A 24,600-nucleotide genomic window follows, 5' to 3' on the forward strand; every position below is an offset into this window, starting at 1 on the left:
AGGATTTTTCCACCGTGATCGATATCGCTTCCATCCAGACCGCCCGCGAGAACCTGCGCGGCCAGGTGCTCAAGACCCCGTTCACCCTGTCGCGCACGCTGTCCGACATCTTCGGCGCCGAGATCTGGCTGAAATTCGAGAACCTGCAGTTCACCGCCAGCTTCAAGGAGCGCGGCGCGCTCAACCGCATGCTGACGTTGTCGGACGAGGAACGCCGCGCGGGCGTGATCGCCGTGTCGGCCGGCAACCACGCGCAGGGCGTGGCCTACCATGCGCAGCGCATGGGCGTGCCCGCCGTGATCGTGATGCCGCGCTTCACGCCCACGGTGAAGGTCGCCAACACGCGCCGCTTCGGCGCCGAGGTGGTGCTGGCCGGCGATACCTTCGACGACGCCAAGGCGCATGGCTACGAGCTGGCCAAGCAGCGCGGGCTGATCATGATCCATCCCTACGACGACGAGGCCGTGATCTCGGGCCAGGGCACCGTGGCGCTGGAGATGCTGGAAGACCAGCCGCAACTGGACACGCTGGTGATCGCCATCGGCGGCGGCGGGCTGATTTCAGGCATTGCCACCGCGGCCAAGGCGCTCAAGCCGGGCATCGAGATCATCGGGGTGCAGACCGAACGGTTTCCCGCCATGTACGCCGCGGTCAAGGGGGTGTCGATGCCGGATGGCCAATACACCATCGCCGAAGGCATCGCGGTGAAATCGCCGGGCGGGCTGACGCAGCCCATCGTCAGCCGGCTGGTCGATCATATCGAACTGGTCAGCGAGGCCGACATCGAGCACGCCATTGTGGTGCTGCTGGAAATCGAGAAGACCGTGGTCGAGGGCGCGGGCGCGGCCGGCCTGGCGGCGCTGCTGCGCGCGCAGGAGGCGGGCAGCGAGCGCTTCAAGGGCAAGCGCATCGGCCTGGTGCTGACCGGCGGCAACATCGACCCCCTGATGCTGGGCGAGCTGATCGAGCGCGGCATGGTGCGCGCCGGCCGCCTGGCCCGCATCCGCGTCGACCTGCGCGACCTGCCGGGCGCGCTGGCGCACGCCACCAAGCTGATCGCCGACGCCCAGGCCAATATCACCGAGGTGCATCACCAGCGCGCGTTCACCTCATTGCCGGTGCGCAACGTGGAAGTGGATTTCGTGCTGCAGACGCGCGGCCCGGAGCATATCCAGGAAGTGATCGACATCCTGAACGCGGCCGGTTTCGCGGCCAGCAACCACGATCATTGAGTCAGGCGCGGCCCAGTTCCGGGTCGCGGCCCACCTGGTTCTTCAGCCGGTACAGCCGCTCGCGATGCAAGGTCGCGGCCAGCGGTTCGGGCTCGTGCCCCAGCGCCACGTAGTCCGCCGGAATCTGCGCGATGGCCTCGCGCATGCGGTCGGCGCCGTCCTGCCACCATTGCGCCAGCATGCGGTCCGGGTTGTACACGTCCAGGCCCTGCCGGCGCAGCTCCGAGCGGTTGAAGTCCTTCAGGTTCCAGGTCAGCACCTGCACCACCGGCGTCTGCGCCAGGCCGCAGCGGGCGCGGCGCGCCAGGCCGGCGGCGATGACGTGAAAGTCCTTGGGGTCGCTGTAGCGCAGCGCGGCTTCGTAGACCTCGGTGTCGTGCTCGATGGCCTGCGGGAAGCGGGCGTTCATCTCGATCCAGAACTCGGCCATCACCTCGGGCGGGATGTCCCAGATGCGGCAGGCGTTGCGGCGCCATTCCTCGCCGATGCGCTCGGTCCAGACGGGCTGGAACACGCCGGCCTCGGCCAGGCGCAGCAGCAGGCGGCGCAGGATGCCGGACATGAGGACGCAGGCGTCCAGGACGATGAAGGGCGGGGTGGCGGTCGGAGTGGTCAAGGCTGGCAGTGTGTTCGCAGCGGCCGGGACGCGGCCGCGACCGTGCAGTGTAAGCGCATCCGCCGGAACCCCAGGCTTCAAGGCTGCATCGCGACCTCCAGCGCGCGTTCCAGCGATGCCCGGATCATCTCGCCATGGCCGAACTGCGGGAAGGCTTCGTAGCTGGCGTCGGCGCCCGCGGACCTCAGGCCCTGGGCCATTTCGCGCACGGCGGCGCGCGGATCCTCGCCCGCGGCGGGCACCGCACCGCCGGGCAGGGGACGGTTGGGATCGCGCGGCTTGGTGCCGACCAGGATGGCCACCCGCTTGCCAGCAGCCCTGCGGGCGTCGAACCGCCGCCATTCCCCGACCAACGCGCCGTCGTGCCACCAGGCCGAGGGGTCGCCGACGATGTAGCGGGCGAAGGCCTGCGGTTGCGTAAACAGCACGTGCAGCGTGAAGAGCCCGCCGTACGAATGGCCCCACAGGTATTCGCGTTGCGGGTCGATGGCGGCGCGTTCGCGCACCAGCGGTTTCACTTTGGCGCGGATGAACTCCAGGAAAATGTCGGCGCCGCCGCCGACGCGGCCGCGCACCACGGGGTCGGGCACGGGCTTGCCATTCACGAATACCGGCGGCGTGTAGTCATAGGCTCGCGACACGACGTCGTTGCGGGTATCGACGTCGTAGCCCAGCGCCACCAGCACCGGCGTGCGGCCCCGTCCCAGCGTGTCCAGGTCGGCTGGTGTCAGCGTGGCCAGGGCGGCGTTGCCGTCCAGCATGTAGAGCACCGGGCTGCCCCCGCTGTCGGGCGCCTTTCTGGGGATGGCGATCTGGATGCGGTAGTGGCGCTTGCCGTCGTCCGAATCCAGATTGTGCGTTTCGTACCGGTACACCGCCGAGGGATGGTCGGCCACGGTTTCTCCCAGCAACTGCATGCCGGGGCGCGGCGGGGCGTCGGGCGTCGCCGCAGGCGCTTGCGCTTGCGCCGCCGTGACCAGGATGCACGCCAGCACGGCGGCGGAAATCGGACGCGGGATCTTGTTTTTCATGGAAGGCCTACCAGGTGTAGTTCAGGTTCGCCGAGATATTGCGCCGCGCACCGTAGTAGCAACTGGCGCTGCCCGAGCAGCTTGCCAGATATTCCTTGTCGGTCAGGTTGCTGGCGTTGAGGGAGAATTTCAGGCCTTTCAGGCTGGGAGAGAGCGCGCCCAGATCGTAGCGGATGGCGGCGTCGATCAGATTCACCGACGGGCTGCGGTACGCGTTGGCGGTGTCGCCGTAGCTGCTGCCGATATGGCGCAGGCCCGCGCCCAGGCTCAGGCCCGGGGCGATCTCCTGCGGCAGGCGATAGTCCGCCCACAGGTTGTAGCTGTGGCGCGGCACGCGCGGCAGTTCGTTGCCCTGCTCCGTGCCATTGCTCTTGGCGACTTCGCTGCGCATCAGCGTCGCCGAGGCGATGACCGTGATGTGGTCGGTCAGCGCGAAGTTTCCTTCCAGCTCCAGGCCGCGGACGCGGCCTTCGCCGGTCTGGACCTGGCACTGGCTGCCGTTGCACAAATGCGTGGGATCCGGGTCTGGCGTGGTGATGTTCTGCTGCTTGATCTCATACGCGGAGAAAGTGATCATGCTGCGCGAACCTGGCGGTTGGTACTTGATGCCGATCTCGGCCTGTTTGCCCTCGGTCGGTTTGAAGGGCCGATCCTCGTAGCCGACCCCGTTTACCGGTTCGAACGAGGTGGCATAGCTGGCGTAGGGCGCCAGGCCGTTATCGAACAGGTAGACCGCGCCGGCGCGCCATGTGGTGGCTTCGTCTTCGTAATGCGTCTTGGCGCCGGTGGCGCGCACCAGCGAGTTGTCCCGCGACCAGTCGTGGCGCACGCCCAGCGTGGCGGCCCACTGGCCCCAGCGGATCTGGTCCTGCGCGTAGATGCCGGTCTGCTCGCTGTCGCTGCGCCGGGTGGGCGTCATGGCGCCCATGACGACGGGGCTGCCGTAGACCGGGTCGAAGACGTCGAGCGATGAAGCCTTGCCTGACGCCTGCGCCACGCGGATGGTCTGGGTGCGATAGTCCAGGCCCGTGAGCAGGGTGTGTTCGGTGCGGCCCAGGCCAAAATCGAATTGGGCGTTGTTGTCGACCGTGAAGCCTTCCGAGCGAATCCGGTTGCTGGACGCCGTGCGCCGCAGTGTGCGGCCGTCGGCCTGCAGGTCGCCCTGGCGCGAGACGCCTGCGTTGTCGGTATCGACTCGCATGTAGCGAAGTTTCTGGCCAAGCTTCACCTGGTCGGTCAGGGCATGGCTGAATTCATAGCCGATGGCGTATTGGGTGCGATCGTAGCGGTTGAAGCCGGGTTCGCCCAGGAAGCGGCCAGAACCGAAGCGGCCATGGTCCGTCGCATAATAGGTGCCGTGGGAAGGCAGGAACTGGTAGGTGCTGCCGCCGCGGTCCTGCTGATAGTTGGCCAGCAGGGTCACCGAGGTGCGGGCTGACGGCCGCCAAGTCAGGCTGGGCGCCAGCATCACGCGGTTCAGCTTGACGTAGTCGACCTGGGTGTCGGAGTGGTAGGCGGTGCCCACCACGCGGTACAGCCATTCGCCGGATTCGTCCATCGGCCCGCTGACGTCGGCGTTCAGGCGCGCCAGACCGTAGTTGTCGGTGCCGACCCCGATCTCGCCGCGCGCGTAATCGGTGGGCCGCTTGCTCACCGCGTTGACGAGCCCCCCGGGCGCGATCTGGCCGTACAGCACCGACGAGGGGCCGCGCAGTATTTCGACCCGCTCCAGGCCGAAGCCGTCGAACTGGGTGGCCGAGGCGGTGGCGCCGCTGCTGCTGCCCGGCGGACGCAGGCCGTCCAGGTAGAGGTTGTTGGCGAAGCTGCCCGTGCGGAAGCCGCGCACGGAAATCTCGTCGACGCGGCTGTCCACGCCATACGAGCCGACCGAGACGCCGGCGCTGTAGCGCAGGGCGTCGGCGGTGTTCTTCGCTCCTATCATGTCCATCAGCTCGCGGTTGACCACGGACACGGATTGCGCGGTCTCGATGAGCGGCGTGCCAGTCTTGGTACCCACGCTGCTGTCGAGAGCCAGCGGGCCGATGTCGCCCATGCCCTGGCCGGTCACCGTCACGCTGGGCAACAGGGCCGGGCCTGCGCCCATGGGTTCGGGCGCGCGTTCGATGCGGTATCCCTCGCCATTGGCGTTGGGCACCGCGCGCAGATTGCTGCCTCGCAGCAACTGCCGCAGCGCGTCCGCCACCGATCCCTGCAGGTGCATGGCAGGCGCCTGTTTGCCTGCCGTGAGCGGCGGGGCGCTGATGATGGTGATGCGAGCGGCTTGGCCCAGCCGCAGGAGCGCGTCCTGCAAGGACAACGCCGGCAGCGTGATGTCCACGGTGGCGTTTTCCGCTGCCCGCGCGGGCAGCGTCGTGGCGAGCGCGACGGCGCACAGAAGCAGGCAAAGCGTGGCTGGCTTGAAGCGGCGGATTCGGCCGCCCTCGGGAGGGAATCGTTGGGACATCGGTATGGGTTCTTCGGTTGGGACCCGCGCAGCGGGTTTCAACTTGTCCTAACGAGCGGGTGCCGGGAATCTGCCGAAACTTACATTTTGTTTCTCATCATGCCGGTTCCACGCGAACCCAGTAGCGCGTGCGGTATCGCACCCGCAGGCCTAGAGTGATGGCCAGCGCCTCCAGGACCTGGTCCGTGTCCTTGAGGCGAAAACTGCCGTTCACGCGCAGGGCAGCCACGCGCTCGTCGCACTGGATCAGGCCCGGCCGATAGCGCGCCAGTTCTTCGGCAAACGCCTCCAGCGGCATATCGTCAGCGATCAACATGCCGTGCACCCAGGCGAACTCGCGCCCGGCCCAGCCTGTTTCGTCCTCGATGCGGTGCGCCGAGAAGCGGCGCACGTCGCCGGCGCGCAGGGTCAGGCCGAGATCGCCTCGGGTGGTGAGAACGGCCTGCCCCGCATCGAGCGCCACGCGGGTCAACGGGCCTTGCGTGCGCACCACCAGGTGAGCGCGGGTCGGGACGATACAGCCACCGCGCGTCAACACGCGCGGCGCCGAGTCCGCGGCGCGGGTGTCCAGCATGATCTCGCCGTCGTGCAGTTCGATGTCCAGGCGGCCTCCGTCCTGCCTCAGGTCCAGCGCAGTGCCGGTGTTCATCATCAGCGCCACAGCGTCGTTCAGCGTCAGGCTGCGCTGTTCGCCGGTGGCGCTGCGGTAGGCCGCGAGCCACCCCGCCTCCCGGGCCTGGCGGTAGAGCAGCGGGCCGCCCACTGCAATGCCCGCGCCGGCCGCCAGCAACTTGAGCGTGCGCCGGCGCGTGTGGCGAAAGTCGATGGCCCCGAGCGCGGCGGCAGCGGCATCGCCGCTTGCGGGCACGGCGTCCTGCAATAGCTCGAAGCGCCGCCAGACTTTGGCGTGCCCGGGCGAAGCTTCGTACCAGCGCTGCCAGGCCTGCCGCGTGGCGGCGCTGCCGTCCTGTTCCAGGCGCACCAGCCAGCCGGCCGCCTGCGCGACTACGTCGGGTTGGCGTCTAGACATCGAGCGCGTGATAAAGGCGTTGCCAACCCTGGACCATGTCTTTCTGCACCATGTTGACCGTGATTTGCAGGCGGTCCGCGATCGCTTCGTAGGGCAGGCCCTGTAGGCGCGCCAGCAGGAACACCTCGCGCATGCGCCGCGGCATGCGGTCCAGCGCCGCGCACACGGCCAGCAATTGCTGCGACACCTGGGCCAGCATTTCGGGCGACGGCGAGAGTGGTTCGGGCTGTTGCGCCAACGCGGCCAGGTAAGCGGCCTCCAGCTCACGGCGCCGGTGGCGGTCGATCAGCAGGCGGCGGGCGATGGCGGCCAGGTAGCCGCGGTTCCAGCCGCGTGATTCCAGGTAGGTCTGGCGCAGCAGGCGTTCAAAGGTGTCCTGCACCAGGTCCCAGGCGTCGGCCGGGTGTCCCGTCTGGCGCCGCATGAAGGCGAACAGCCAGGCGCGGTGCTCGCGGTACATCGACGCGACCGCGTTGCGGTCGGCCGCCTCGGGAGTTGAGGGCGCTTCCACGTTGAAGAAGAACTTATGCAAATAAGAATCAGACGCAATTCTAACTGTTGCATGCATGCCTGGGAAGCGGGCCGGGGGCGGACGTTCGCGGGGAAGAGGAATGCGGTTGCGGCAAAGGGCGCGCAAAGGCGGGCCGGTGGTGGTTCAGGGGTGGTGCCCGAGACCGGAATCGAACCGGTACGGCCTCGCGGCCGAGGGATTTTCGTACCACTTCGGCTTTCGCCGCCGGCGCGCGGAGCGCCGTTCGTGGTCTGGAGCACGCCTTCACCATAGCCTTGCGGCCTTAGGTGCCCGCCGTCTGCTCTCTACACCTTCCCGGTTCTTTCGATCCGGGCTTGGCTCGGCGTTGGCTCGGAACAAGTCCAGGGCATTCGCCGAGTTTGACGGGCTACACCTCTGGAGTTTCCTCCGGAGGGCTCAAATGGATTCAAGTCCCTTGTGTCTACCAATTTCACCACTCGGGCATTGAGGTTCCGACAGGAAACCGCAATGGGATACCTGGGTGTGCGGCGCGAGCGCGCAGCGGTATCCGGCGGGCGTGACTATACCACTCGCGGGCAGGCGGCCCGTCATGCAAGGCCGCCCCTGTGGAAAACTCAGCCGATGAAGCGCACCGTCTGGCGGGCGCGTTCGTCCACCTCCAGGGTGAAAACGTCGGGCCGAGCGTAGTGGCCAACCACGTCGAAGTCATAGCGCGCGCGCACCAGTTCGTCGACATCGATGGTTGCCGTCAGCAGGCCGGTCTGGCCGTGCAGCGGGCCGGCCAGTACGTCGCCCAGCGGTCCGACGATGAGCGAGCCGCCGTTGATGAGGGGACGCTGAGGATCCCAGCCGGGCACGTCCAGGCCCAGCTCGGCGGGCGAGGGTTGCACCTGGCAGGCGCTGATGACGAAGCAGCGGCCCTCGTGGGCGATGTGGCGCATCGAGCATTGCCAGATGTCGCGTTCGTCGACGGTGGGCGCGCACCAGATCTGTACGCCCTTGGCGTACATGGCGGTGCGCAGCAGCGGCATGTGGTTTTCCCAGCAGATGGCGCCGCCGACGCGGCCCGCGGCCGTCTCCAGCACGGGCAAGGTCGAGCCGTCGCCCTGGCCCCAGATCAGGCGTTCGGTGCCGGTGGGCATCAGCTTGCGGTGCTTGGCGGCCAGGCCGGTGGCCGGATCGAAGTACAGCGCGGTGCAGTACAGCGTGCTGCCGGCGCGTTCGATCACGCCGATCACCAGGCTGGCCCCGGTGCGTTGCGACAGCGCGGCCAGCGCGTCGGTCTCGGGACCGGGCACGTCGATGGCGTTCTGGTAGTAGCGGGCGTAGGCGTCGCGCCCTTCGGGCAGGCGGTAGCCCAGGCGGGTGCCGAAGATCTCGCCCTTGGGGTAGCCGCCCAGCAGGGCTTCGGGCATGACCACCAGCGCGGCGCCAGAGGCGCTGATCTCGGCCTCGAAGGCCAGGATCCGTTCCAGGGTGGCGTCCTTGCCTTCAGGCGAGGCGCCGATCTGCAGCGCGGCGACGGTGGTGGCGGTCATGGGGGTTCCTTTTTCACAGAGGAGTCGATGCGTCCTAGTGTCGGGGGCGGCCTAAAATCAATCAATCCTGCCTGGCGATAAATGATATGAACCAGATCGATATCGAGTCGACCGACCTGAACCTGCTCAAGGTGTTCGAGGCGATCTACGACGAGGGCGGCGCGGGCCGCGCCGCGCTGCGCCTGGGGGTGACCCAGTCGGCGGTCAGCGCGGCGCTGGCGCGGCTGCGCGCGCTGTACGCCGACCCGCTGTTCGTGCGCACCGGGCGTGGCCTGTCGCCCAGCCTGCGGGCGCGCGAGCTGCGGCCGATCATCGGCGAGGCGTTGGACAAGTGCCGGCAGAGCCTGTCGCTGGCGCGGCCTGGACCGGCCGGGTTCGCCGGGCGTTCGGTCACGCTGGGGCTGTCGGACGACTTCGAGATCGCGCTGGGGCGCGAGGCCATCGCGGCGCTGGCCGAGGCTGCGCCGGGACTGCGTCTGATCTTTCGCCAGACCCACAGCCGCCTGGCCGCCGACATGCTGATGGCGCGCGACGTCGACCTGGTGATCGCGTCCGGCGGACTGATCGCGCCCGCATTGCAGCGCGTGACCGTTGGGCAGGGCGACTATGCCTGCCTGGTCGATCCGGCCAGCCTGGCGCCGGGCCAGGATGCGTTGTCCGTGGACGATTTCACCCGGCGTGCGCACGTGCTGGTGTCGTCGGGCGGATTCATCGGCGTGGTTGACGAGGTGCTGCACGCGCAGGGATTGAGGCGGCGGGTGCTGGCGGCGACCACGCACTTTGCGGCGCTGGCGTTTCTGCTGCGTGGCGGCGACGCGCTGGCGACCCTGCCGACCCACGCGGCGCGCGGCCTGGCGGCGGTCACGGGGCTGCGGCTGCTGCCGTGCCCGGTCGCCATGCCGGGCTACGCCATCGAGATGGGCTGGCGCGCCGATGCCTTGCGCGATGAGGCCGTGGCGGTGGCTCGCCTATCCCTGCTGGGCCTGCTGCAGGGCTACGGTTGGGCCGCGGCGCCTGGCGCCCGGTGATTGACCGGTGACGCGTTTATAGGCGCGGCTGAAGGCGGCTTGGGAGGTATAGCCGAGGCGCTCGGCCACGGTGTCGATCGGCAAGCGCTCGTGGGATAGCCATTGGCTGGCCAGGCGCATGCGCAATTCGGTGGCGTAGCGCAGCGGCGGCGTGCCGATGGTGGCCTGGAAGCGTTGCGCGAAGACCGATCGCGAGACATTGCATTGCGCCGCCAGTTCTTCCACGGTCCAGTCGCGGCCGGGCTGGCGATGCAGGGCCAGGATGGCGCGCGCCAGCCGCGGGTCGCGCAGGGCGGCCACCAGGCCGGCGGCATCATCGCAACCGCTTTCGATCCAGCCGCGCACGGTCATGGCGGCCACCACTTCCGCCAGGCGCGCCAGGATGCCGGCAAAGCCGATGCGTCCGGCGCAGATTTCGCGCTTCATGGCGTCCAGCAGCGCCAGCGCGCCCGGGTAGCGTTCGCTGGCGGCGTCCACCAGCATCAGGCCAGGCATCAAGGGGCCGAGGCCCCGCATGCCGCCCAGGTCGAACGCCATGCAGCCATAGAAGAGCACGGCGCTGGGCGTGTCGTGCGTGCTGGGGCAGGTGTCGACGCCGCTGACCTGCTCGCCCAGCGGCGCCGCGGCCACCTCGTCGATATCGCGCACCGGGGCGCGCGGGTCGGATAGCAAGTGATGGGCGTCTCCCTGGGGAATGAGCACGGCGTTGCCCGCGGACAGCGGATGCAGCGCGCCGTCGGCGCTGCGCAGCACGGCGTTGCCAACCGCCAGATAGTGGAAGTAGGCGTGGCCGGGGCGGGCGCGGAAGCCCAGGCCGACCGGCGCCCCGACCTGGATGCGGCGGTATTGCACGCCGCGCAGGCGCATGCCGGTCAGCAGTTCGCTGATCAGGTCGGACGAAAGCGCAAAGGCATCCGTGGCATTCATTCAGGTGTTTAGGTCAAAAATCAAAGATTATTCATCATAGATCATCCTGGATGCCATCCCTAGACTGGCCGCTGTGATGTTTTCCTGAGGATGTTCTGCGATGAGTCATGGTGTCTGTGAAGCGGTCTGCGATGGCCGCATGTCGCGCGTGGCGGATGCGCCGCCCGCCTGGATGGCGGTGTTTTCGCTGGCGATGGGGGTGTTCGGCTTGCTGACCGCGGAGTACCTGCCGGCCAGCCTGCTGACGCCGATGGCGCTCGACCTGGGCGTTTCCGAGGCGCTGGCCGGGCAGGCGGTGACGGTGACGGCGGTGGTGGCGTTGTTTGCCGGACTGCTGGTGCCGGGTCTGACGCGCGCGCTCGACCGGCGCGTGGTGCTGCTGGCCTTCAGCACCCTGATGGTGGCCTCCAATCTGTTGGTGGCAATGTCTTCCAGCCTGGCGGTGCTGCTGGCGATGCGTATTTTGCTCGGCGTTGCGCTGGGCGGTTTCTGGAGCATGGCGGCGGCGGTGGCCATGCGCCTGGTGTCGCCCGCCTTGCTGCCGCGCGCGTTGTCGATCATCTTCAGTGGCATTGCCGTGGGGACCGTGGTGGCGGTGCCGCTCGGCAGCTATCTGGGCGGCAGGTATGGCTGGCGCAGCGCCTTCGTCGCCGCGGCCGCGGTTGGCGTGGCGACGCTGGCGTTCCAGTGGCTCACGCTGCCGCGGCTGGCGCCGGGTCGGACCGCGCGGCTGCGCACGGTGCTGGAGGTATTGCTGCGTCCCGGCATCGCCGTGGGCATGTTGGGATGCGTGCTGGTGCACACCGGCCACTTCGCGCTGTTCACCTACATCCGGCCGTTCCTTGAAACCACGACAGGCGTCGGCGCCGACGGACTGGCCTTGATGCTGCTGGGTTTTGGCGTGGCGAATTTCGCCGGCACCCTGCTGGCGGGATGGTTGCTGGGCCACAGCGCCCGCGCCACGCTGGTGCTGATGCCCGCGCTGGTGGGGGCGGCGGCCCTGGCGCTGGCCTTGCTGCCGACGACCGTAACGGGACAGGCGCTGCTGGTGGCGCTATGGGGAATGGCGTTCGGCGGGGTGCCGGTGGCGTGGTCGAACTGGGTGGCCAGCGCGGTGCCCGACCAGGCCGAAAGCGCGGGCGGCATGGTGGTGGCGTCGGTGCAGTCGTCGATCGCGGCCGGCGCGGCGGCCGGTGGCGCGATGTTCAGCGCCAACGGCATCGTCGGCGTGTTCGTGGCCGCCGGCATCCTGATGCTGCTGGCGGCGCTGTTGATCGCATTGCGGGTGCGCATCCACGCGCCTGGACGCGGCCCCGGTCCGGCAGTGCATCTTTGAGACCTACGCCGCCTGAGGCCGGCGCGGGACGAGGCCGCGCCAGCCGTGCGCGCGACTGCGCCGACGGTATCATGTGCCATCCTCGTTTTGGCAACCCGCCGTACGGTCATGGTCCCTGCATCGACTCCGCTTCTCGACCGCCTGCTTGCCGACGGCGTCATTCGCCCGGATCACCACGCCGCCGCGCGCCAGCGTCTGGGCGAGGGCGGCGCCGAACCGTGGACGTCGCTCGGCGAGGCGTTGTTCTGGCTGGTGGACGAACACATCGTTTCCGACGAGGATCTGGCGGCCATCGGCGAGCTCTCCGTGACCGAAGCCGCCTTCGCCGGCAACGCCACCCGTCGCCAGGCACTGGCCGAGATGGACGCGCTGATGCAGCGCAAGCTTGAAGAATATGAACGGCAGGTGCGCCGGGTCGCGCTCAAGCGTGCTTTTCCCGGTCCGCGCCGGGCATGGCTGGGCGGCGGCGTGATCGCGGTGGCCGCGGCGGGATGGTATCTGTTCGCGCCGGCCACGCCGCCGCAGTGCGATGATGCCGATGTGCAGAAAACCCTGCGCGCCAGCCTGTTTACCTCGCGCCTCCAGCAGATGTCCCGCAATCCGCTGGCCGGGGGAGCGGCGCCGGCCGACCTGTACCTGGCGACGTTTTCGGATGTGAACGAAATCGGCTACATCAAGCCGGAACGGTCGCGCGGCTGCGCCGCGACGCTGAAGGTCGGCGAGGCCACGTCGGTCCTGGCCTACACCATCGGTCCGAACGACAAGGGCGAGATGATGATCGCCGGCGCGGATCCGCGCGTGGTGCGGGCCCGTTACGGCCAGCTCGATGCCGATGGCAAGCCGCGCGATGTGGGCCAGCCGGCGGGCGCGGCAAGGCTCGCCGCCGCCTTCGAACAGGGCGTGGCGGCGTTCGACCAGTTGGCCCGGGGCGCGGCGCGCAAGGCAGCCCAGGACCGGCAGCGCGAACGCATGGGCCTGCCGGCGGAAACCGACACGCGCGCCGTGCGCAATATCCAGCCGCTGGGCGACTGCAAGGATCTCGGCGGCGGCAGGTGGTCATGCCGCCTGCAGGTCGAGTACCGCGACCGCCTGATGTCCACCATCGGCCGCGCCGACTGGCAGGTGTTCGAAGGCGACTTCGAATTCCTGCAGGAAGGGGACGCGTGGCGCGTGGGCGAGCCGTTCACGCGCCAGTACATGGATGCGATCGTGCGCGGCCGGATGGCGGAGCTGAAGGGCGACGAGGCGGCGGCGCGGCTGGAGCAGATCCAGCGCCAGCGGCCGCAGGCCGCGCCGACGGCCGAGTCGGCGCCATCCGTGGGAGCCTTGGCGCCCGCCAGGACGGGCGGCCGCGAGCATCGCGGCGACGGCGCCGTCATCAACAAATAGGACGGGTTGTGGTTAGTCCCGCGCGCGCTCAGGCCGTGATGGCGTCCGGTTCCCGACGGCGGGCGAAGACGAACACGTGGTGGTATTTGTCGCGCATCGGATGGCGCGGCTGTTCGACGCCGGCGATCGGCGGCACGAAAGGCGTGAACAGGCCAAGCGCGTCGATATGTACCGGGAAGGGCGCGCGTTCGGGCGTGTCGTTGTAGCCCAGGACGAGCAGGCCGCCCGGCTTGAGCACCGCATGGCATTGCGCAAGCATGCGCTCGTAGTCGGCCTGTTCGTTCAGGCCGTAGCCGATCAGGCCGTTGGCGATCACCACGTCGAAATAGCCCGGCTCGTAGAGCGCCGCCATCTCGGTGGCGCTGCCTGTCAGGTGGCGGCCAGGCACGCCGTAGCGGGCCTGTTCCGGATCCATGTCGAGCGAATGGAATTCCGGCTTCAGCAGCCGCGGATAGTGCCAGGTGTATTCGCCCATGCCCAGGAAGAGGCAGCGCCCCGGGCCTTGCGGGCCGTCCGCCTGGCGGTTGAGATAGCCGAAGATCTGTTGTTCCAGGAAGGCCCGGTTCGGCGCCCGCAGCGGAAACTGCACGCCGCAGCGCGCGGCCAGGGCGGGAGACAACCGGAACAGGCCTGATTTGAATGCGTCTTTGAGTTTGGGCATACGGATCGCGCCTGGCTGTGTCGCCGGTTCTTTGACCGGGTTCGCCACCGCGAGCCGCCCGGAATGCGCCAGATAGTAGACGAAATCGTTTCTATTCAGGAGTTGTTCAGTTGTTAATGATATTTGCGCAACAGGGGCGCGAGCGGACACGTCCTGGACCGTGGTGACGGCGGGCGGCTCGGGCAAATCGAGGGGGATGGGGACGGTGGGCGGTCTTCTGGCGGAAGCGGTGGGATTCGAACCCACGAAGGGTTTAACCCCTTGCCGGTTTTCAAGACCGGTGCAATCGACCACTCTGCCACGCTTCCTGCTGCCGCAATGTCCTGCGGAGACGGCAATCCGGCCGCCAGGCAAACACTCTACCCGACGACAACGCGACTTGCCGTAAAGGGCGCAATAATAATCCATTTGCTGCGAAGGAGGCACGCGATGCACTGTGTAGAAATCTCCCGCCCGGGCGGCCCCGAGGTGCTGGTTCCCGCCGAACGTCCCACGCCCGAGCCCGGCAAGGGCGAAGTGCTGATCAAGGTCAGCGCCGCGGGCGTCAACCGTCCCGACGTGTTCCAGCGCAAGGGCAACTACGCGCCGCCGCCTGGAGCGTCCGACCTGCCGGGCCTGGAAGTGGCCGGCGAGATCGTCGGCGGCGACCTGGCCGGCAGCGGCTTCGCGCTGGGCGACAAGGTGTGCGCCCTGGTCGCTGGTGGCGGCTATGCCGAATACTGCGTCGCGCCCGCGGCCCAGTGCCTGCCGATTCCCAAGGGCCTGTCCGATATCGAAGCGGCCGGCCTGCCGGAAACCTATTTCACGGTCTGGAGCAACGTGTTCGACCGCGGCGGCCTGGCCGACGGCGAGATCCTGCTGGTGCACGGCGGCGCCAGCGGCATCGGCACCACGGCCATCCAGTTGGCCCGCGCCCTGGGCAACACGGTCTACGCCACTGTCGGCAGCGACGATCGCGCCCGCGCGGTCGAGGCCCTGGGCGCCGCGCGCGGCATCAATTACAAGACGCAGGACTTCGTCAAGGAAGTGAAGGACGCCACCGGCGGCCGCGGCGTCGACGTGATCCTGGACATGGTGGCCGGCGATTACATCGCCCGCGACATGCAGTGCCTGGCCGACGACGGCCGCATCGTCATCATCGCCCAACTGGGCGGCGCGCAGGCCAATGTCGATACCAGCCAGGTCATGCGCCGCCGCCTGACCATCACCGGCTCCACCCTGCGGCCGCGCCCGGTGGCCTTCAAGGGCGCCATCGCCCGGGCGCTGCGCGAGCGCGCCTGGCCCCTGCTGGAGCAGGGCGCGATCAAGCCGATCGTGCACGCCACCTTCCCGCTGGCCCAGGCCGCCCAGGCCCACGCCATGATGGAAGGCGGCGAGAACATCGGCAAAATCATCCTGACCGTGTAAGAAACGCGCGGCGTTCGGCGCGGCGCCGCGCAACAGGATACAATCACGGGTTTCGCCTGGAATTATTTCCAGGCCAGCCCGTGGGCGGGTGCTTTTCCCCCGGGTTCACCCACTCTGACATTTGCGCCATGACTTCAGTCGAACACCGCGCCCGCCTCGTGCTGGGCAACTGGAAGATGCACGGCAACCTGGCCGAGAATGCCGCGTTGCTGACCGAACTGCGCGCCGCGGATGCCGCCAGCCATTGCGAAATCGGCGTCTGCGTTCCGTTTCCGTACCTGGCGCAGGCCGCGTCGGCCCTGACCGGTAGCGCCGTGTCGTGGGGCGCGCAGGACGTCAGCGCCCACGACAAAGGCGCCTACACGGGCGAAGTCTCGGGCGCCATGCTCAAGGAATTCGGCTGCCGTTATGCGCTGGCCGGCCACTCCGAGCGCCGCGTGCTGCATGGTGAAACCGACCAGATGGTCGCCGACAAGGCGCGCGCGGCCCTGGCCGCCGGCCTGACCCCGGTGGTGTGCGTGGGCGAGTCCCTGGCCGACCGCGAGGCCGGCAACACGCTGGCTGTGATCGAGCGCCAGCTCAAGCCGGTGCTGGCGCTGGGCGCCGAGGCCGTCTCGCGCATGGTGCTGGCCTACGAGCCCGTCTGGGCCATCGGCACCGGCCGTACCGCCAGCCCCGAGCAGGCGCAGGAAGTCCATGGCGCCATCCGCGCCGCCCTGGCAGCGCTGGGCGCGGCCCAGGTGCAAGTTTTGTACGGCGGCAGCGTCAAAGCTGCCAATGCCGCCAGTTTGTTCGCCATGACTGATATCGACGGAGCCCTGGTCGGCGGCGCGTCGCTCGTGGCCGAAGAATTTTTGCGAATCGCCGCCATCTAAGTTTCCGTTCCGGAGTCTGTAATGCCCTTGATGCTCAAACTTCTGCTGGCCGTCCAAGTGATCTCGGCGCTGGCTATCATCGTGCTGGTCCTGCTGCAGCAGGGCAAAGGCGCCGACATGGGGTCCGCGTTCGGCAGCGGCTCGTCGGGCAGCCTGTTCGGCGCCACCGGCGCGGCCAACTTCCTGTCGCGCGCCACCAAGTGGGCCGCGGTGGTCTTCTTCGCCTCCACGGCCGGCCTGGCCTATGTCAGCCACAAGGGCACCAGCGGCCCCGCCGTCGACTCCGGCGTGATGCAGAACTTCCCGGCCGACCGTTCCGTGCCGCAGGTGCCGGGCGCCGCGCCGGCCCAACCGGGCGCGGGTGCCTCGTCGGTGCCCGGCGCTTCGTCCGTCCCCGGCGCTTCGTCCGTCCCCGGCGCCGCTTCGTCGGTGCCTGGCGCCGGTTCGGCTCCTGCCCCGGCCCCGGCTGCCAAGCCGGACGCTTCGGTGCCGTCGGCGCCGGCCGCCGCGGGCGACAAGCCGGCCGAGACGCCTGCCAAGTAAGCGTCCCGCCCCAATGAGAAAGGCCGGCTATCGCCGGCCTTTTTTCATGGCGTTCCGTCCTGGAACGCTGGTCTTGCGCGGAAGGCGTTCAGGCGCCCGGCAGCATGTGGCGCGCCGAGACGGCGAGGATGCGCTCGGCGGACTCGCGTAGCTGGCGCGCTTCGCGGTAGGCACGCAGGGACACGACGGCATCGTAGCGGCGCGCGCTGCGCGGGCCGGCGAGCAGCGTGGGACGGCGGGTCAGGATCGGGGATATCAGACGTTGCATGGTGGAGCCTTGTACGGGCCTGAGGCCCTGTTGTGTATGACTGGCATCGTAAGCCGGCCGGACATGCGCGCCAACGAATTCCCTTTCATATGAATATCCGGGGGGAACTCCCCGGGAACGGCCCGGGTGTGCGCATGGCCACGCCAGTATTGCCTGTCCACATGACAGATTGATGCCAGGTGGGGCGCGACGCGTCAGGGCGGGTTGCCCGGTGGCGGCGAAGGCTTGAGCGATATGGCGGGACGGATTCACGCGAATCGCCAATTGCGTGATAGAATGTTCGACTTTCCAGGAAAGCACGACTTTTCTGGCAAAAGTTAGCCGACGTGGTGAAATTGGTAGACACGCTATCTTGAGGGGGTAGTGGCGAAAGCTGTGCGAGTTCGAGTCTCGCCGTCGGCACCAGGAATCAAGAAAAGCCCGCTGAAACGCAAGTTCCAGCGGGCTTTTTGCTTTTTGCTTTTTGCTTTTTGCTTTTTGCTTTTTGCTTTTTGCTTTTGCAGCGCTTGTCGCCGTGCGCGCGGCTTTGGACGGGACGGTTTCCGTGCCCCTGTCAAACCTTTCATTTAGCTGTTATTAACCCGTCATCTTGGACAGCGATCATGCCGGCAGGCTGGGTCGCGGGTGAGCCAGTCGATAACAGCGACATTGACAGGAAAACTGATGAGTTCTTCGGACCAGGACGACATCCCGTCCAACCCCTCCAAGGCACCGCATTTCAACGAAGTGGTACGACGCGCCGTTTCGCGCCGCGGCTTTCTCAAGGCCGGCCTGGGCGCCAGCGCGGTCGGCTTCATGGGCGCGGGCCTGACGGCCTGTGGCGGCGATGACGACGATGATTCGTCCAGTGGCAATCCTGGCTCCAACCCGGGCGGCGAGACGCCCGCCAAGCCGGTCGAGCTCAATTTCAAGGCGGTGCCCATCAGCACCGCCGATACCGTGGTGGTGCCCGAGGGCTACCAGTTCGCCGTGATCAGCCGCTGGGGCGATCCGCTCTTTGCGGGCGCGCCGGCGTTCAAGGCCGACGCCAGCAATGGCGGCGACGACCAGGCCCGCCAACTAGGCTACAACCACGACGGCCTGCACTTCTTCCCGATCGACGGCAGCGACAGCGTCAACGGCAGCAGCGTGGAAGGCCTGATGGTCACCAACCACGAATACACCACGCCGGAATACTTCTATCCCGTCGGCGTGCAGCCCGGCAACGCGCAGTGGAACCTGGACTGGGTGCGCAAGTCGCAGCACGCGCATGGCGTGTCGGTGCGTCACTTGCGGCTGGCCAATGGCAAGTGGGAAGCGGTGCTGGATTCGCCGTTCAACCGCAGCGTCAATGCCAACGTCGCCATGCAACTGGTGGGCCCGGCCGCGGGCAACCGCCTGGTGCGCACTAATGCCGATCCGACGGGCACGCGCTGCTTCGGCACCTTCGGCAATTGTGGCAACGGCTACACGCTGTGGAACACCTACCTGACGTGCGAAGAGAACTTCACCGACTACTTCGGTGTCGGCACGGCGGATCCGGCCACGGTGAACTACCCCGACGCCGAATACCGGGCGCACATGGAGCGCTACAAGGGTTCGGGCAAGACCTCCAGCAGCTCTTACCGCTGGGACCACTACGACAACCGCTTCAACTGGGCGATGGAGCCCAACGAATACAACCGTTGCGGCTGGGTGGTGGAGATCGATCCGTTCGATCCGAATTCCACGCCCAAGAAGCTGACCGCGCTGGGCCGCTTCAAGCACGAGAATGCGGCGATGACGCTGGCCGACGACAAGCGCGTGGTCGTCTACATGGGCGACGACCAGGTCAGCGAGTACATCTACAAGTTCGTGTCCGACGGCAAGTACGACCCGGCCCGCCCGGCGTTGAACCGTCTGTTGCTGGACAAGGGCACGCTGTACGTCGCGCGCTTCCTGGACGGCGCGGCGCAGGGCGACGCCATGGGCGTGGGCGAATGGATTCCTCTGAAGCTCGACACCCCGGCGCAGGCCGGCGGCACGCTGGGCGCGCTGTTCAACCAGGACATGGGCGAACTGCTGGTCAAGACGCGCCAGGCCGCCGACGCCGTGGGCGCGACGCCGATGGACCGGCCCGAGTGGATCACCACCCATCCGACCACCCGCGAAGCCTACGTCACGCTGACCAACAACAGCTCGCGCGGCAGCGGCAGCGCGCGCTATCCGGGCGGCCCCAACCACCCGGGCGCCAATGACGCCAACCCCCGCACCGGCAACCAGTACGGCCAGATCGTGCGCTGGCGCGAGAAGAACGGCGACCCGGCGTCGCTGACCTTCGAGTGGGACATCTTCGTGCTGGCCGGCAACCCGACGCTGTATCCGCGCACCGATCTGCGCAGCGGCTCGGCCAACGTCACGGCCGACAACACCTTCAACAGCCCCGATGGCCTGGCTTTCGACAAGCGCGGCCTGCTGTGGATCGAGACGGACGGCAACTACTCCAACACCGGCGCCTACGCCGGCCAGGGCAACAACCAGATGCTGGTGGCCAACCCGGCCACCAAGGAGATCCGCCGCTTCATGACGGGCCCGGTCGGTTGTGAAGTGACCGGCCTGACCTGGACGCCCGACCAGAAGTACCTGTTCATCAACATCCAGCACCCGGGCGAAGGCCCGAGTGTGACGGATGCGCAGAACAATCCGCTGATGGCGTCCAAGTGGCCCGATGACGCCAGCGCCAGCCGGCCGCGCCCGGCCACGGTGGTGATCTGGAAGCAGGACGGCACCGCTGTCGGCACCTGAGGCCGCGAGCGCGTCCGCGGGGCTGTCCCGTGGCCGTCGGCATGCCTGATGACGTATCGGCCGGCGCCTTGTGCGCCGGCTTTTTCTTGCGCGGGCGTCGTGCGCGCCTATGGGGCGCGGACGGTGCGCGGGCGCGGAACGCCGCTATCGCAGGTGGTGGCCGAAGACGATGGCCGCCACCACGAAGGTGATGGCGCCCGCCGCCGCCAGCCAGTTGGCTCGCCTGGCCGCCAGGGCGTCGCGCCGCGCCATGCCGATCAGCGCCGCGACCAGGGACCACAGCGCCGTGAACCCCAGCAGGGTCAGCGTGTAGACGAAGTTCGACAGATCGTACCCGCCGCCTCCGATGGAGGGATGGCCGGCGCTTCTCGGCCAGAGCAGGGCGACATGCCAGCCCACGATCACGACGAACACGGCAAGCCAGATCTGGAATCGTCGGTCTTTCAGCATCGATGGGATCTCCGGGTTGGCAGGCGCCTAGTCTGACACCGATGCGCCAGCGCCGAAACCCGCCGGCGTGCGGGCACCGGGCGCCACCGCCACCACCTTGCATGCGAGCCGCAGGTCCCTGCGGGCGGCGTTCACGCCATGGACAAGGGTGTTTATTTGCAATAATAGTTATATATAATTAATTATTAATGACTAATAGTTTTTATAAATCAATCAAATAGGCATTTCCGGTCCCGCCGGCTGCCGCAGGAGCTTTCATGCAGGACTCCCATTCCCCCTCACGCACCCTGCGCAGCACGGGCGGCCTGATCATGCTCGGATTCACCGTGGTTCTCTGCCTGATGGTGTTGCTGACCGTGGTCGGCATCACCCAGGTGAACCGGATGAATGGCGCGCTGACCGCCATCAACGACGTCCATGGCGTCAAGCAGCGCTACGCCATTACCTTCCGCGGCAGCGTCCATGACCGTTCGATCGCGCTGCGCGATGCGGTGTTGGCCAATCCCGCCGAGCTGCATGCATTGGTGGCCGACATCGAGCGCCTGAAGCGCCAATATGACGAGGCGGCCGTGCCGATGGATGCCCTGTTCGTGCAGGGCGCCGATGTGTCAGACCAGGAACGCGAGACCCTGGCCGGCATCAAGGACGTCGAGACGCGCACGCTGCCCGTGGTGCAGCGCCTGCTGACGGCGCTGGAGCGGGGCGATACCGCCCAGGCGCGGCCCTTGCTGGACCAGGCGCGGCCGCTGTTCGTGCAGTGGCTTGCGGCCATCAACCGCATGATCGACCTGGAAGAGCGCCTGATGAAGGATCAGAGCGACATGGCGCGCCGCGTGGGGATCGACTTCCAGCAACTGATGCTGGCCCTGACCGGCGCCGCCATCCTGCTGGGCGCGGGCCTGGCCTGGCTGATCGCCCGCCGCATCACCCGCGCTTTGGGCGCGGAACCGGCCGCGCTCAAGCGCATCGCGCAGTCCGTCAGCGCCGGCGACCTGGCCAGCCCGATCGCGGTCAAACCGGGTGACGAGAGCAGCATCCTGGCGACGCTGGCGGGCATGCAGCGCAACCTGGCCTCGGTGGTCGGCGGCGTGCGCCAGCATGCCGACGCGGTGTCGGTGGTGAGCGTACAACTTGCCGAGGGCAATGCCGACCTGTCGACCCGCACCAGCGACGAGGCCCGCGCCCTGCGCCAGACCGCAGACTCGATGGAAGAGCTGACCGGCGCGGTCAAGCGCAATGCGCACGACGCGCAGGAAGCCGGCGTCATGGCGGGGCAGGCCATGGATGCCGCGCGGCAAGGCAGCCAGACCATGCATGCCGTCGTCGACACGATGGAGCATCTTTCCAGGGCATCGGCGCAGATTTCCGAGATCACGTCGGTGATCGAGGGCATCGCGTTCCAGACCAACATCCTGGCGTTGAACGCCGCGGTCGAGGCCGCGCGCGCGGGCGAGCAGGGCAAGGGCTTTGCCGTGGTCGCCAGCGAAGTGCGCTCGCTGGCGCAGCGCTCGGCCACCGCGGCCAAGGAAATCAACACGCTGATCAGCCAGTCGGCCGAAACCGTGCGCCAGGGCGTCGAGCGAGTCGGCGCCGCCGGGGAAACCATGGATCTGATCCTGGACTCGATCACCCAGACCACTGCGACCATGCACGGCATCGTGCAGGCCTCGGTCGAGCAGACCGGCCGCATCGAGCACGTGGCGCGGGTGATCGCGCAGTTGGATGAGGACACGCAAAAGAATGCGCAGCGCGTCGAGGAAGCCTCCGCCGGCGCCGAAGCGTTGCGCGAGCAGGCCGCCGACCTGCGGCAGGCGGTCTCGGCGTTCCGCGTGGGGGGAGCGAGCGCCACGGCCGGTGCCCGTATCGCGTCAGCGGGCAACGGACGGCTATTGCCGGTGTGATCGCATCGCCGCCGCCGGCGGGCGGCCCAGGCGGTCGACGCCAGCGCCATCCTCCCCCTCGAGGGCCATTCGCCACAAAACTGGAACAGTTTGTTCCGGGGAAAAGCGCCTTTTTGTGGCCCGGAAAGGTGGCCGCTCGCGGCCTCGGCCGTTAGAATTTGCTCACTCCTCACCCTCTATCTACCAGTCGAAAGGCATATCCTCATGAGCAACGCATATATCGACGCACTGAAGAAGCGCCGCACGCAGTATTCGCTGGGCCGTAACCTGTCCGCCTCGAAAGAGGAACTGGCGACCCTGATCCAGGAAGCGATCAAGCACAGCCCCTCGTCGTTCAATTCGCAGAGCTCGCGCGCCGTGATCCTGTTTGGCGCCGAAAGCGACAAGCTGTGGAACCTGGCCATCGAGGAAGTGCGCAAGGTCGCTCCGGCCGAAGGCTTCGACAAGACCGAAGCCAAGCTCAAGAGCTTTGCCGCTGGCGTGGGCACCGTGCTGTTCTTCGAAGACCAGGACGTGGTGCGTAGCCTGCAAGAGAAATTCGCGCTGTACGCCGACAACTTCCCGGTGTGGTCGGAACAGGCGGGCGGCATGGCCCAGTTGTCGGTCTGGACCGCGCTGGCCAACGCTGGCGTGGGCGCCAGCCTGCAACACTACAATCCCCTGATCGACGCTGCCGTGGCGCGCGAGTGGAACGTCCCGGCAAGCTGGAAACTGCGCGCGCAGATGCCGTTCGGCTCGAACGAAAACGGCTTCGGCGAAAAGGGCTTCATGGACGACGCCGAGCGTTTCCGCGTGATCGGCTGATCCGGCGGGCGCCTGGCGCGCCCGGCTTCGGACCGCAAGACCCGCACATCCCGTTCACGGGGTCTGCGGGTTTTTTCATGCAATGCGTGCGCCCGGCATGGGTCGGGAAAACCCGCGGGCCCTGCGGACGCGCCAGCGGCCTGGGGCCTGCCGGGGCTGCGGACAGGCATAATCCGAGGTTTTGTCCGTATCCAGAAAGGCCCTGCCGTGACCGACGCCGTACCCATCAGCCAAGCCGACTACGACCTGCCGCTCGAGACGCTGGAGGCCCATCTGCTGGCGCAGCGCCAGCGCGCCGCCGACGTGGTCAACGCGGCCACGCGCACGTGGACCTGGATCCGCCATGGGTCGTTTCTCGCGTCCATCGTCATCGTCGGCATCGAGAAGCTGACCACCGGCAAGGTGGGCGCCCATACCGCCGTGTTTGCCAGCGTGATGCTGTTGATGGCGCTGAGCTTCATCGCCGCCGCCAAGACCCGCCGCATCATCAAGGGCCTGGGCAACGGCCAGCCCACGCCCAAGTGGGTGCTCAAGCGCATGATCCGCAAGACCATCTTCAAGGGCGCCGCCAGCCTGAAGGGATCGGCGCGTTTTTATGCGGACCGCTTCGTGCTGGATCAGAATGGCAGCCATTTCGAGTCCGCCTACGAGAACGACAAGATCGAATTGATCGCGCTGACGCCGGATTATCTGCAGATCATTCCGGTGCAGCGCCAGGACGTGCCGGACGAGGTGTATTTCATTCCGCTGGCGCAGGTCAGCCAGCCCGAGGAATTGCTGAAGTTCCTGGGCGGCAAACCGAATTACGTGGATGCGGCCTGAGGGCCGGCGCGGGTCTACTCGTAGGCCCGCTTCTGCGTTGACCACTTGAACGTGCGCTTCCACTTGCCGCCCTGCTGGCGCAACTGGATGTCGAAGTAGCCACCCGTCTTGCCCGGCAGCAGCACCAGCGCGTTGCTGGCGTCGGATTCGTCGTGTTCGCGCGTGCCGTCCGGGTTCCAGTCGCCGGCGATGCTCTTGACGAACGACATGGGCTGGGCGAACACCACTTCCAGGGCCGCGCCCTCGATGCGGAACAGGTACAGCGCCTCGAAGTCGGCGCCGCCGCCAGCGTAGCCTTCGCTCCAGCCGGCGCGCAGGCCGAAGGCGGTGGCGTCGGGGGAGATCCGGTAGGGCGCCAGGTCGAAGCGCTTCCAGCTTTCAGGCGTGGACAGCATCGGCGCGCCGGCATCCTGCATCGCCAGGTCCATGGGCGGGTCGATGTCGGTGTCGCTCCAGTCCGTCGGCGTCGTCACCGGCGCCTCGGTGCGGGCCACCAGCCGGGGCGCCGCGCCGGGCGCCGATTCGAATACCCCGACCCACACTTCATTCTTGTCCTGGTCGCGCGACAGGTTGGCGCAATCGCCGCCGCCGAACTGCTTGAGCCGTTCCGCGCGTTCGGCGCTGGCCGCCAGGCACACCAGCGCGACATAGGATCCGGGGCGCTGCGGCCAGGCCTTGGCGCCGGCCACGAGCAGGCGCTTGGGATTCTGGCCAGGCGCGAGCTCCTGCAGCAGGAAGGCGTCGCTGAAGCCCGGCGGCAGTTGCGCGCCCAGGCCGTCGGGCCGGGGCGCGCCGCTCATCTGGCTGTCGTACATCTTGCGGGCGTCCTGCGTCTTGATGGCGCCTGGCACCTGGTCCAGGGATTGCACCCGGGTGTCGGCGCGCGCCATCGGGGCGTGCAGGGCAAGGGCCAGCGGGCAGAGCAGCAAAGCGGCGCGGATACGCATCGGCGTGGCCCGGCGGCGAGCCGGGCGGTAGTGGGGTTGCGCGATTATCGCTGAACGCCGCTGACACGCCGCCGT

22 protein-coding genes and 2 tRNA genes are annotated in these 24,600 nt (G+C 67.9%); 12 read left to right on the forward strand and 12 right to left on the reverse strand.

Annotated features, from left to right (window positions below):
- Positions 1-14 precede the first annotated feature (14 nt).
- Positions 15-1,232: a threonine ammonia-lyase gene (locus tag HV783_RS01745; RefSeq protein ID WP_175142110.1), complete on the forward strand. Its 1,218-nt coding sequence runs from the start codon at positions 15-17 to the stop codon at positions 1,230-1,232.
- Between the two features lies 1 nt (position 1,233).
- On the opposite strand, the gene HV783_RS01750 is transcribed toward HV783_RS01745, so the two are convergent.
- From HV783_RS01750 to HV783_RS01775, 6 genes are all read right to left on the reverse strand, one after another.
- On the reverse strand, positions 1,234-1,857 hold the full coding sequence (locus HV783_RS01750) for a PIN domain-containing protein (protein ID WP_437341315.1): 624 nt from the start codon (positions 1,855-1,857) through the stop codon (positions 1,234-1,236).
- 68 nt (positions 1,858-1,925) lie between these two features.
- Entirely contained in the window at positions 1,926-2,879 is a 954-nt protein-coding gene (locus tag HV783_RS01755) for an alpha/beta hydrolase (RefSeq protein WP_175167744.1), read from the reverse strand.
- Positions 2,880-2,886: 7 nt separating this feature from the next.
- A complete protein-coding gene (locus HV783_RS01760) occupies positions 2,887-5,343 on the reverse strand; it encodes a TonB-dependent siderophore receptor (protein WP_175188591.1) in 2,457 nt (818 codons plus the stop codon).
- A 97-nt stretch (positions 5,344-5,440) separates the two neighbouring features.
- Entirely contained in the window at positions 5,441-6,373 is a 933-nt protein-coding gene (locus HV783_RS01765; protein ID WP_175167742.1) for a DUF4880 domain-containing protein, read from the reverse strand.
- Positions 6,366-6,905, reverse strand: coding sequence for an RNA polymerase sigma factor (locus tag HV783_RS01770; RefSeq protein ID WP_054501666.1), 540 nt, complete (start codon positions 6,903-6,905; stop codon positions 6,366-6,368). The genes HV783_RS01765 and HV783_RS01770 overlap by 8 nt, the downstream gene beginning before the upstream one ends.
- Before the next feature lie 575 nt (positions 6,906-7,480).
- The gene (locus tag HV783_RS01775) at positions 7,481-8,404 is read right to left on the reverse strand and encodes a carbon-nitrogen hydrolase family protein (protein ID WP_175188592.1); all 924 of its coding nucleotides are present in this window, start codon (positions 8,402-8,404) and stop codon (positions 7,481-7,483) included.
- 86 nt (positions 8,405-8,490) lie between these two features.
- Between HV783_RS01775 and HV783_RS01780 the strand changes: the two genes are divergently transcribed.
- Entirely contained in the window at positions 8,491-9,432 is a 942-nt protein-coding gene (locus HV783_RS01780; protein ID WP_175142115.1) for a LysR substrate-binding domain-containing protein, read from the forward strand.
- Here HV783_RS01780 and HV783_RS01785 read toward each other — a convergent pair.
- Positions 9,373-10,359: an AraC family transcriptional regulator gene (locus HV783_RS01785; RefSeq protein WP_175188593.1), complete on the reverse strand. Its 987-nt coding sequence runs from the start codon at positions 10,357-10,359 to the stop codon at positions 9,373-9,375. The two genes, HV783_RS01780 and HV783_RS01785, sit on opposite strands and share 60 nt — an antisense overlap.
- 100 nt (positions 10,360-10,459) lie before the next feature.
- Here HV783_RS01785 and HV783_RS01790 point away from each other — a divergent pair, with 100 nt between their 5' ends.
- Positions 10,460-11,695, forward strand: a complete 1,236-nt coding sequence (locus HV783_RS01790) for an MFS transporter (RefSeq protein ID WP_175188594.1) — start codon at positions 10,460-10,462, stop codon at positions 11,693-11,695.
- Positions 11,696-11,803: 108 nt separating this feature from the next.
- Positions 11,804-13,084 (forward strand): hypothetical protein, encoded by a 1,281-nt coding sequence (locus tag HV783_RS01795; RefSeq protein WP_064524616.1) that lies wholly within the window; start codon positions 11,804-11,806, stop codon positions 13,082-13,084.
- Positions 13,085-13,112: 28 nt separating this feature from the next.
- Here HV783_RS01795 and HV783_RS01800 read toward each other — a convergent pair whose 3' ends face one another.
- Together HV783_RS01800 and HV783_RS01805 are read right to left on the reverse strand one after the other, a co-directional pair.
- Complete coding sequence (locus HV783_RS01800) at positions 13,113-13,745, reverse strand: class I SAM-dependent methyltransferase (protein ID WP_054501662.1); 633 nt, start codon at positions 13,743-13,745, stop codon at positions 13,113-13,115.
- A 218-nt stretch (positions 13,746-13,963) separates the two neighbouring features.
- A tRNA-Ser gene (locus HV783_RS01805) sits at positions 13,964-14,053 on the reverse strand.
- Positions 14,054-14,174: 121 nt separating this feature from the next.
- On the opposite strand from HV783_RS01805, the gene HV783_RS01810 reads away from it, so the two are divergent.
- From HV783_RS01810 to secG, 3 genes are all read left to right on the forward strand, one after another.
- Positions 14,175-15,152, forward strand: coding sequence for an NAD(P)H-quinone oxidoreductase (locus tag HV783_RS01810; RefSeq protein WP_144655895.1), 978 nt, complete (start codon positions 14,175-14,177; stop codon positions 15,150-15,152).
- Positions 15,153-15,280: 128 nt separating this feature from the next.
- The gene (gene tpiA / locus HV783_RS01815) at positions 15,281-16,027 is read left to right on the forward strand and encodes a triose-phosphate isomerase (protein ID WP_054433438.1); all 747 of its coding nucleotides are present in this window, start codon (positions 15,281-15,283) and stop codon (positions 16,025-16,027) included.
- 21 nt (positions 16,028-16,048) lie between these two features.
- Complete coding sequence (gene secG, locus HV783_RS01820; RefSeq protein ID WP_175188595.1) at positions 16,049-16,570, forward strand: preprotein translocase subunit SecG; 522 nt, start codon at positions 16,049-16,051, stop codon at positions 16,568-16,570.
- Between the two features lie 88 nt (positions 16,571-16,658).
- Here the strand turns inward: secG and HV783_RS01825 are convergent, their stop codons facing one another.
- Positions 16,659-16,838 (reverse strand): hypothetical protein, encoded by a 180-nt coding sequence (locus tag HV783_RS01825; RefSeq protein WP_054501660.1) that lies wholly within the window; start codon positions 16,836-16,838, stop codon positions 16,659-16,661.
- Between the two features lie 320 nt (positions 16,839-17,158).
- Between HV783_RS01825 and HV783_RS01830 the strand changes: the two genes are divergently transcribed.
- Positions 17,159-17,243: transfer RNA gene (locus HV783_RS01830), tRNA-Leu, on the forward strand.
- Positions 17,244-17,501: 258 nt separating this feature from the next.
- Positions 17,502-19,601, forward strand: a complete 2,100-nt coding sequence (locus HV783_RS01835) for a PhoX family protein (protein ID WP_144655896.1) — start codon at positions 17,502-17,504, stop codon at positions 19,599-19,601.
- A gap of 144 nt (positions 19,602-19,745) precedes the next feature.
- Here HV783_RS01835 and HV783_RS01840 read toward each other — a convergent pair whose 3' ends face one another.
- Positions 19,746-20,051 (reverse strand): hypothetical protein, encoded by a 306-nt coding sequence (locus HV783_RS01840; protein ID WP_175188596.1) that lies wholly within the window; start codon positions 20,049-20,051, stop codon positions 19,746-19,748.
- A 257-nt stretch (positions 20,052-20,308) separates the two neighbouring features.
- Here HV783_RS01840 and HV783_RS01845 point away from each other — a divergent pair, with 257 nt between their 5' ends.
- From HV783_RS01845 to HV783_RS01855, 3 genes are all read left to right on the forward strand, one after another.
- Positions 20,309-21,952, forward strand: a complete 1,644-nt coding sequence (locus tag HV783_RS01845; RefSeq protein ID WP_064524612.1) for a methyl-accepting chemotaxis protein — start codon at positions 20,309-20,311, stop codon at positions 21,950-21,952.
- A 204-nt stretch (positions 21,953-22,156) separates the two neighbouring features.
- Positions 22,157-22,756, forward strand: coding sequence for a nitroreductase family protein (locus tag HV783_RS01850; RefSeq protein WP_064524610.1), 600 nt, complete (start codon positions 22,157-22,159; stop codon positions 22,754-22,756).
- A 207-nt stretch (positions 22,757-22,963) separates the two neighbouring features.
- On the forward strand, positions 22,964-23,578 hold the full coding sequence (locus tag HV783_RS01855) for a hypothetical protein (RefSeq protein WP_054417559.1): 615 nt from the start codon (positions 22,964-22,966) through the stop codon (positions 23,576-23,578).
- A 14-nt stretch (positions 23,579-23,592) separates the two neighbouring features.
- On the opposite strand, the gene HV783_RS01860 is transcribed toward HV783_RS01855, so the two are convergent.
- On the reverse strand, positions 23,593-24,525 hold the full coding sequence (locus HV783_RS01860; protein WP_175188597.1) for a hypothetical protein: 933 nt from the start codon (positions 24,523-24,525) through the stop codon (positions 23,593-23,595).
- Positions 24,526-24,600: the final 75 nt, after the last annotated feature.

The organism is Achromobacter dolens (genome assembly GCF_902859745.1).
Lineage (GTDB): Bacteria > Pseudomonadota > Gammaproteobacteria > Burkholderiales > Burkholderiaceae_B > Achromobacter > Achromobacter dolens.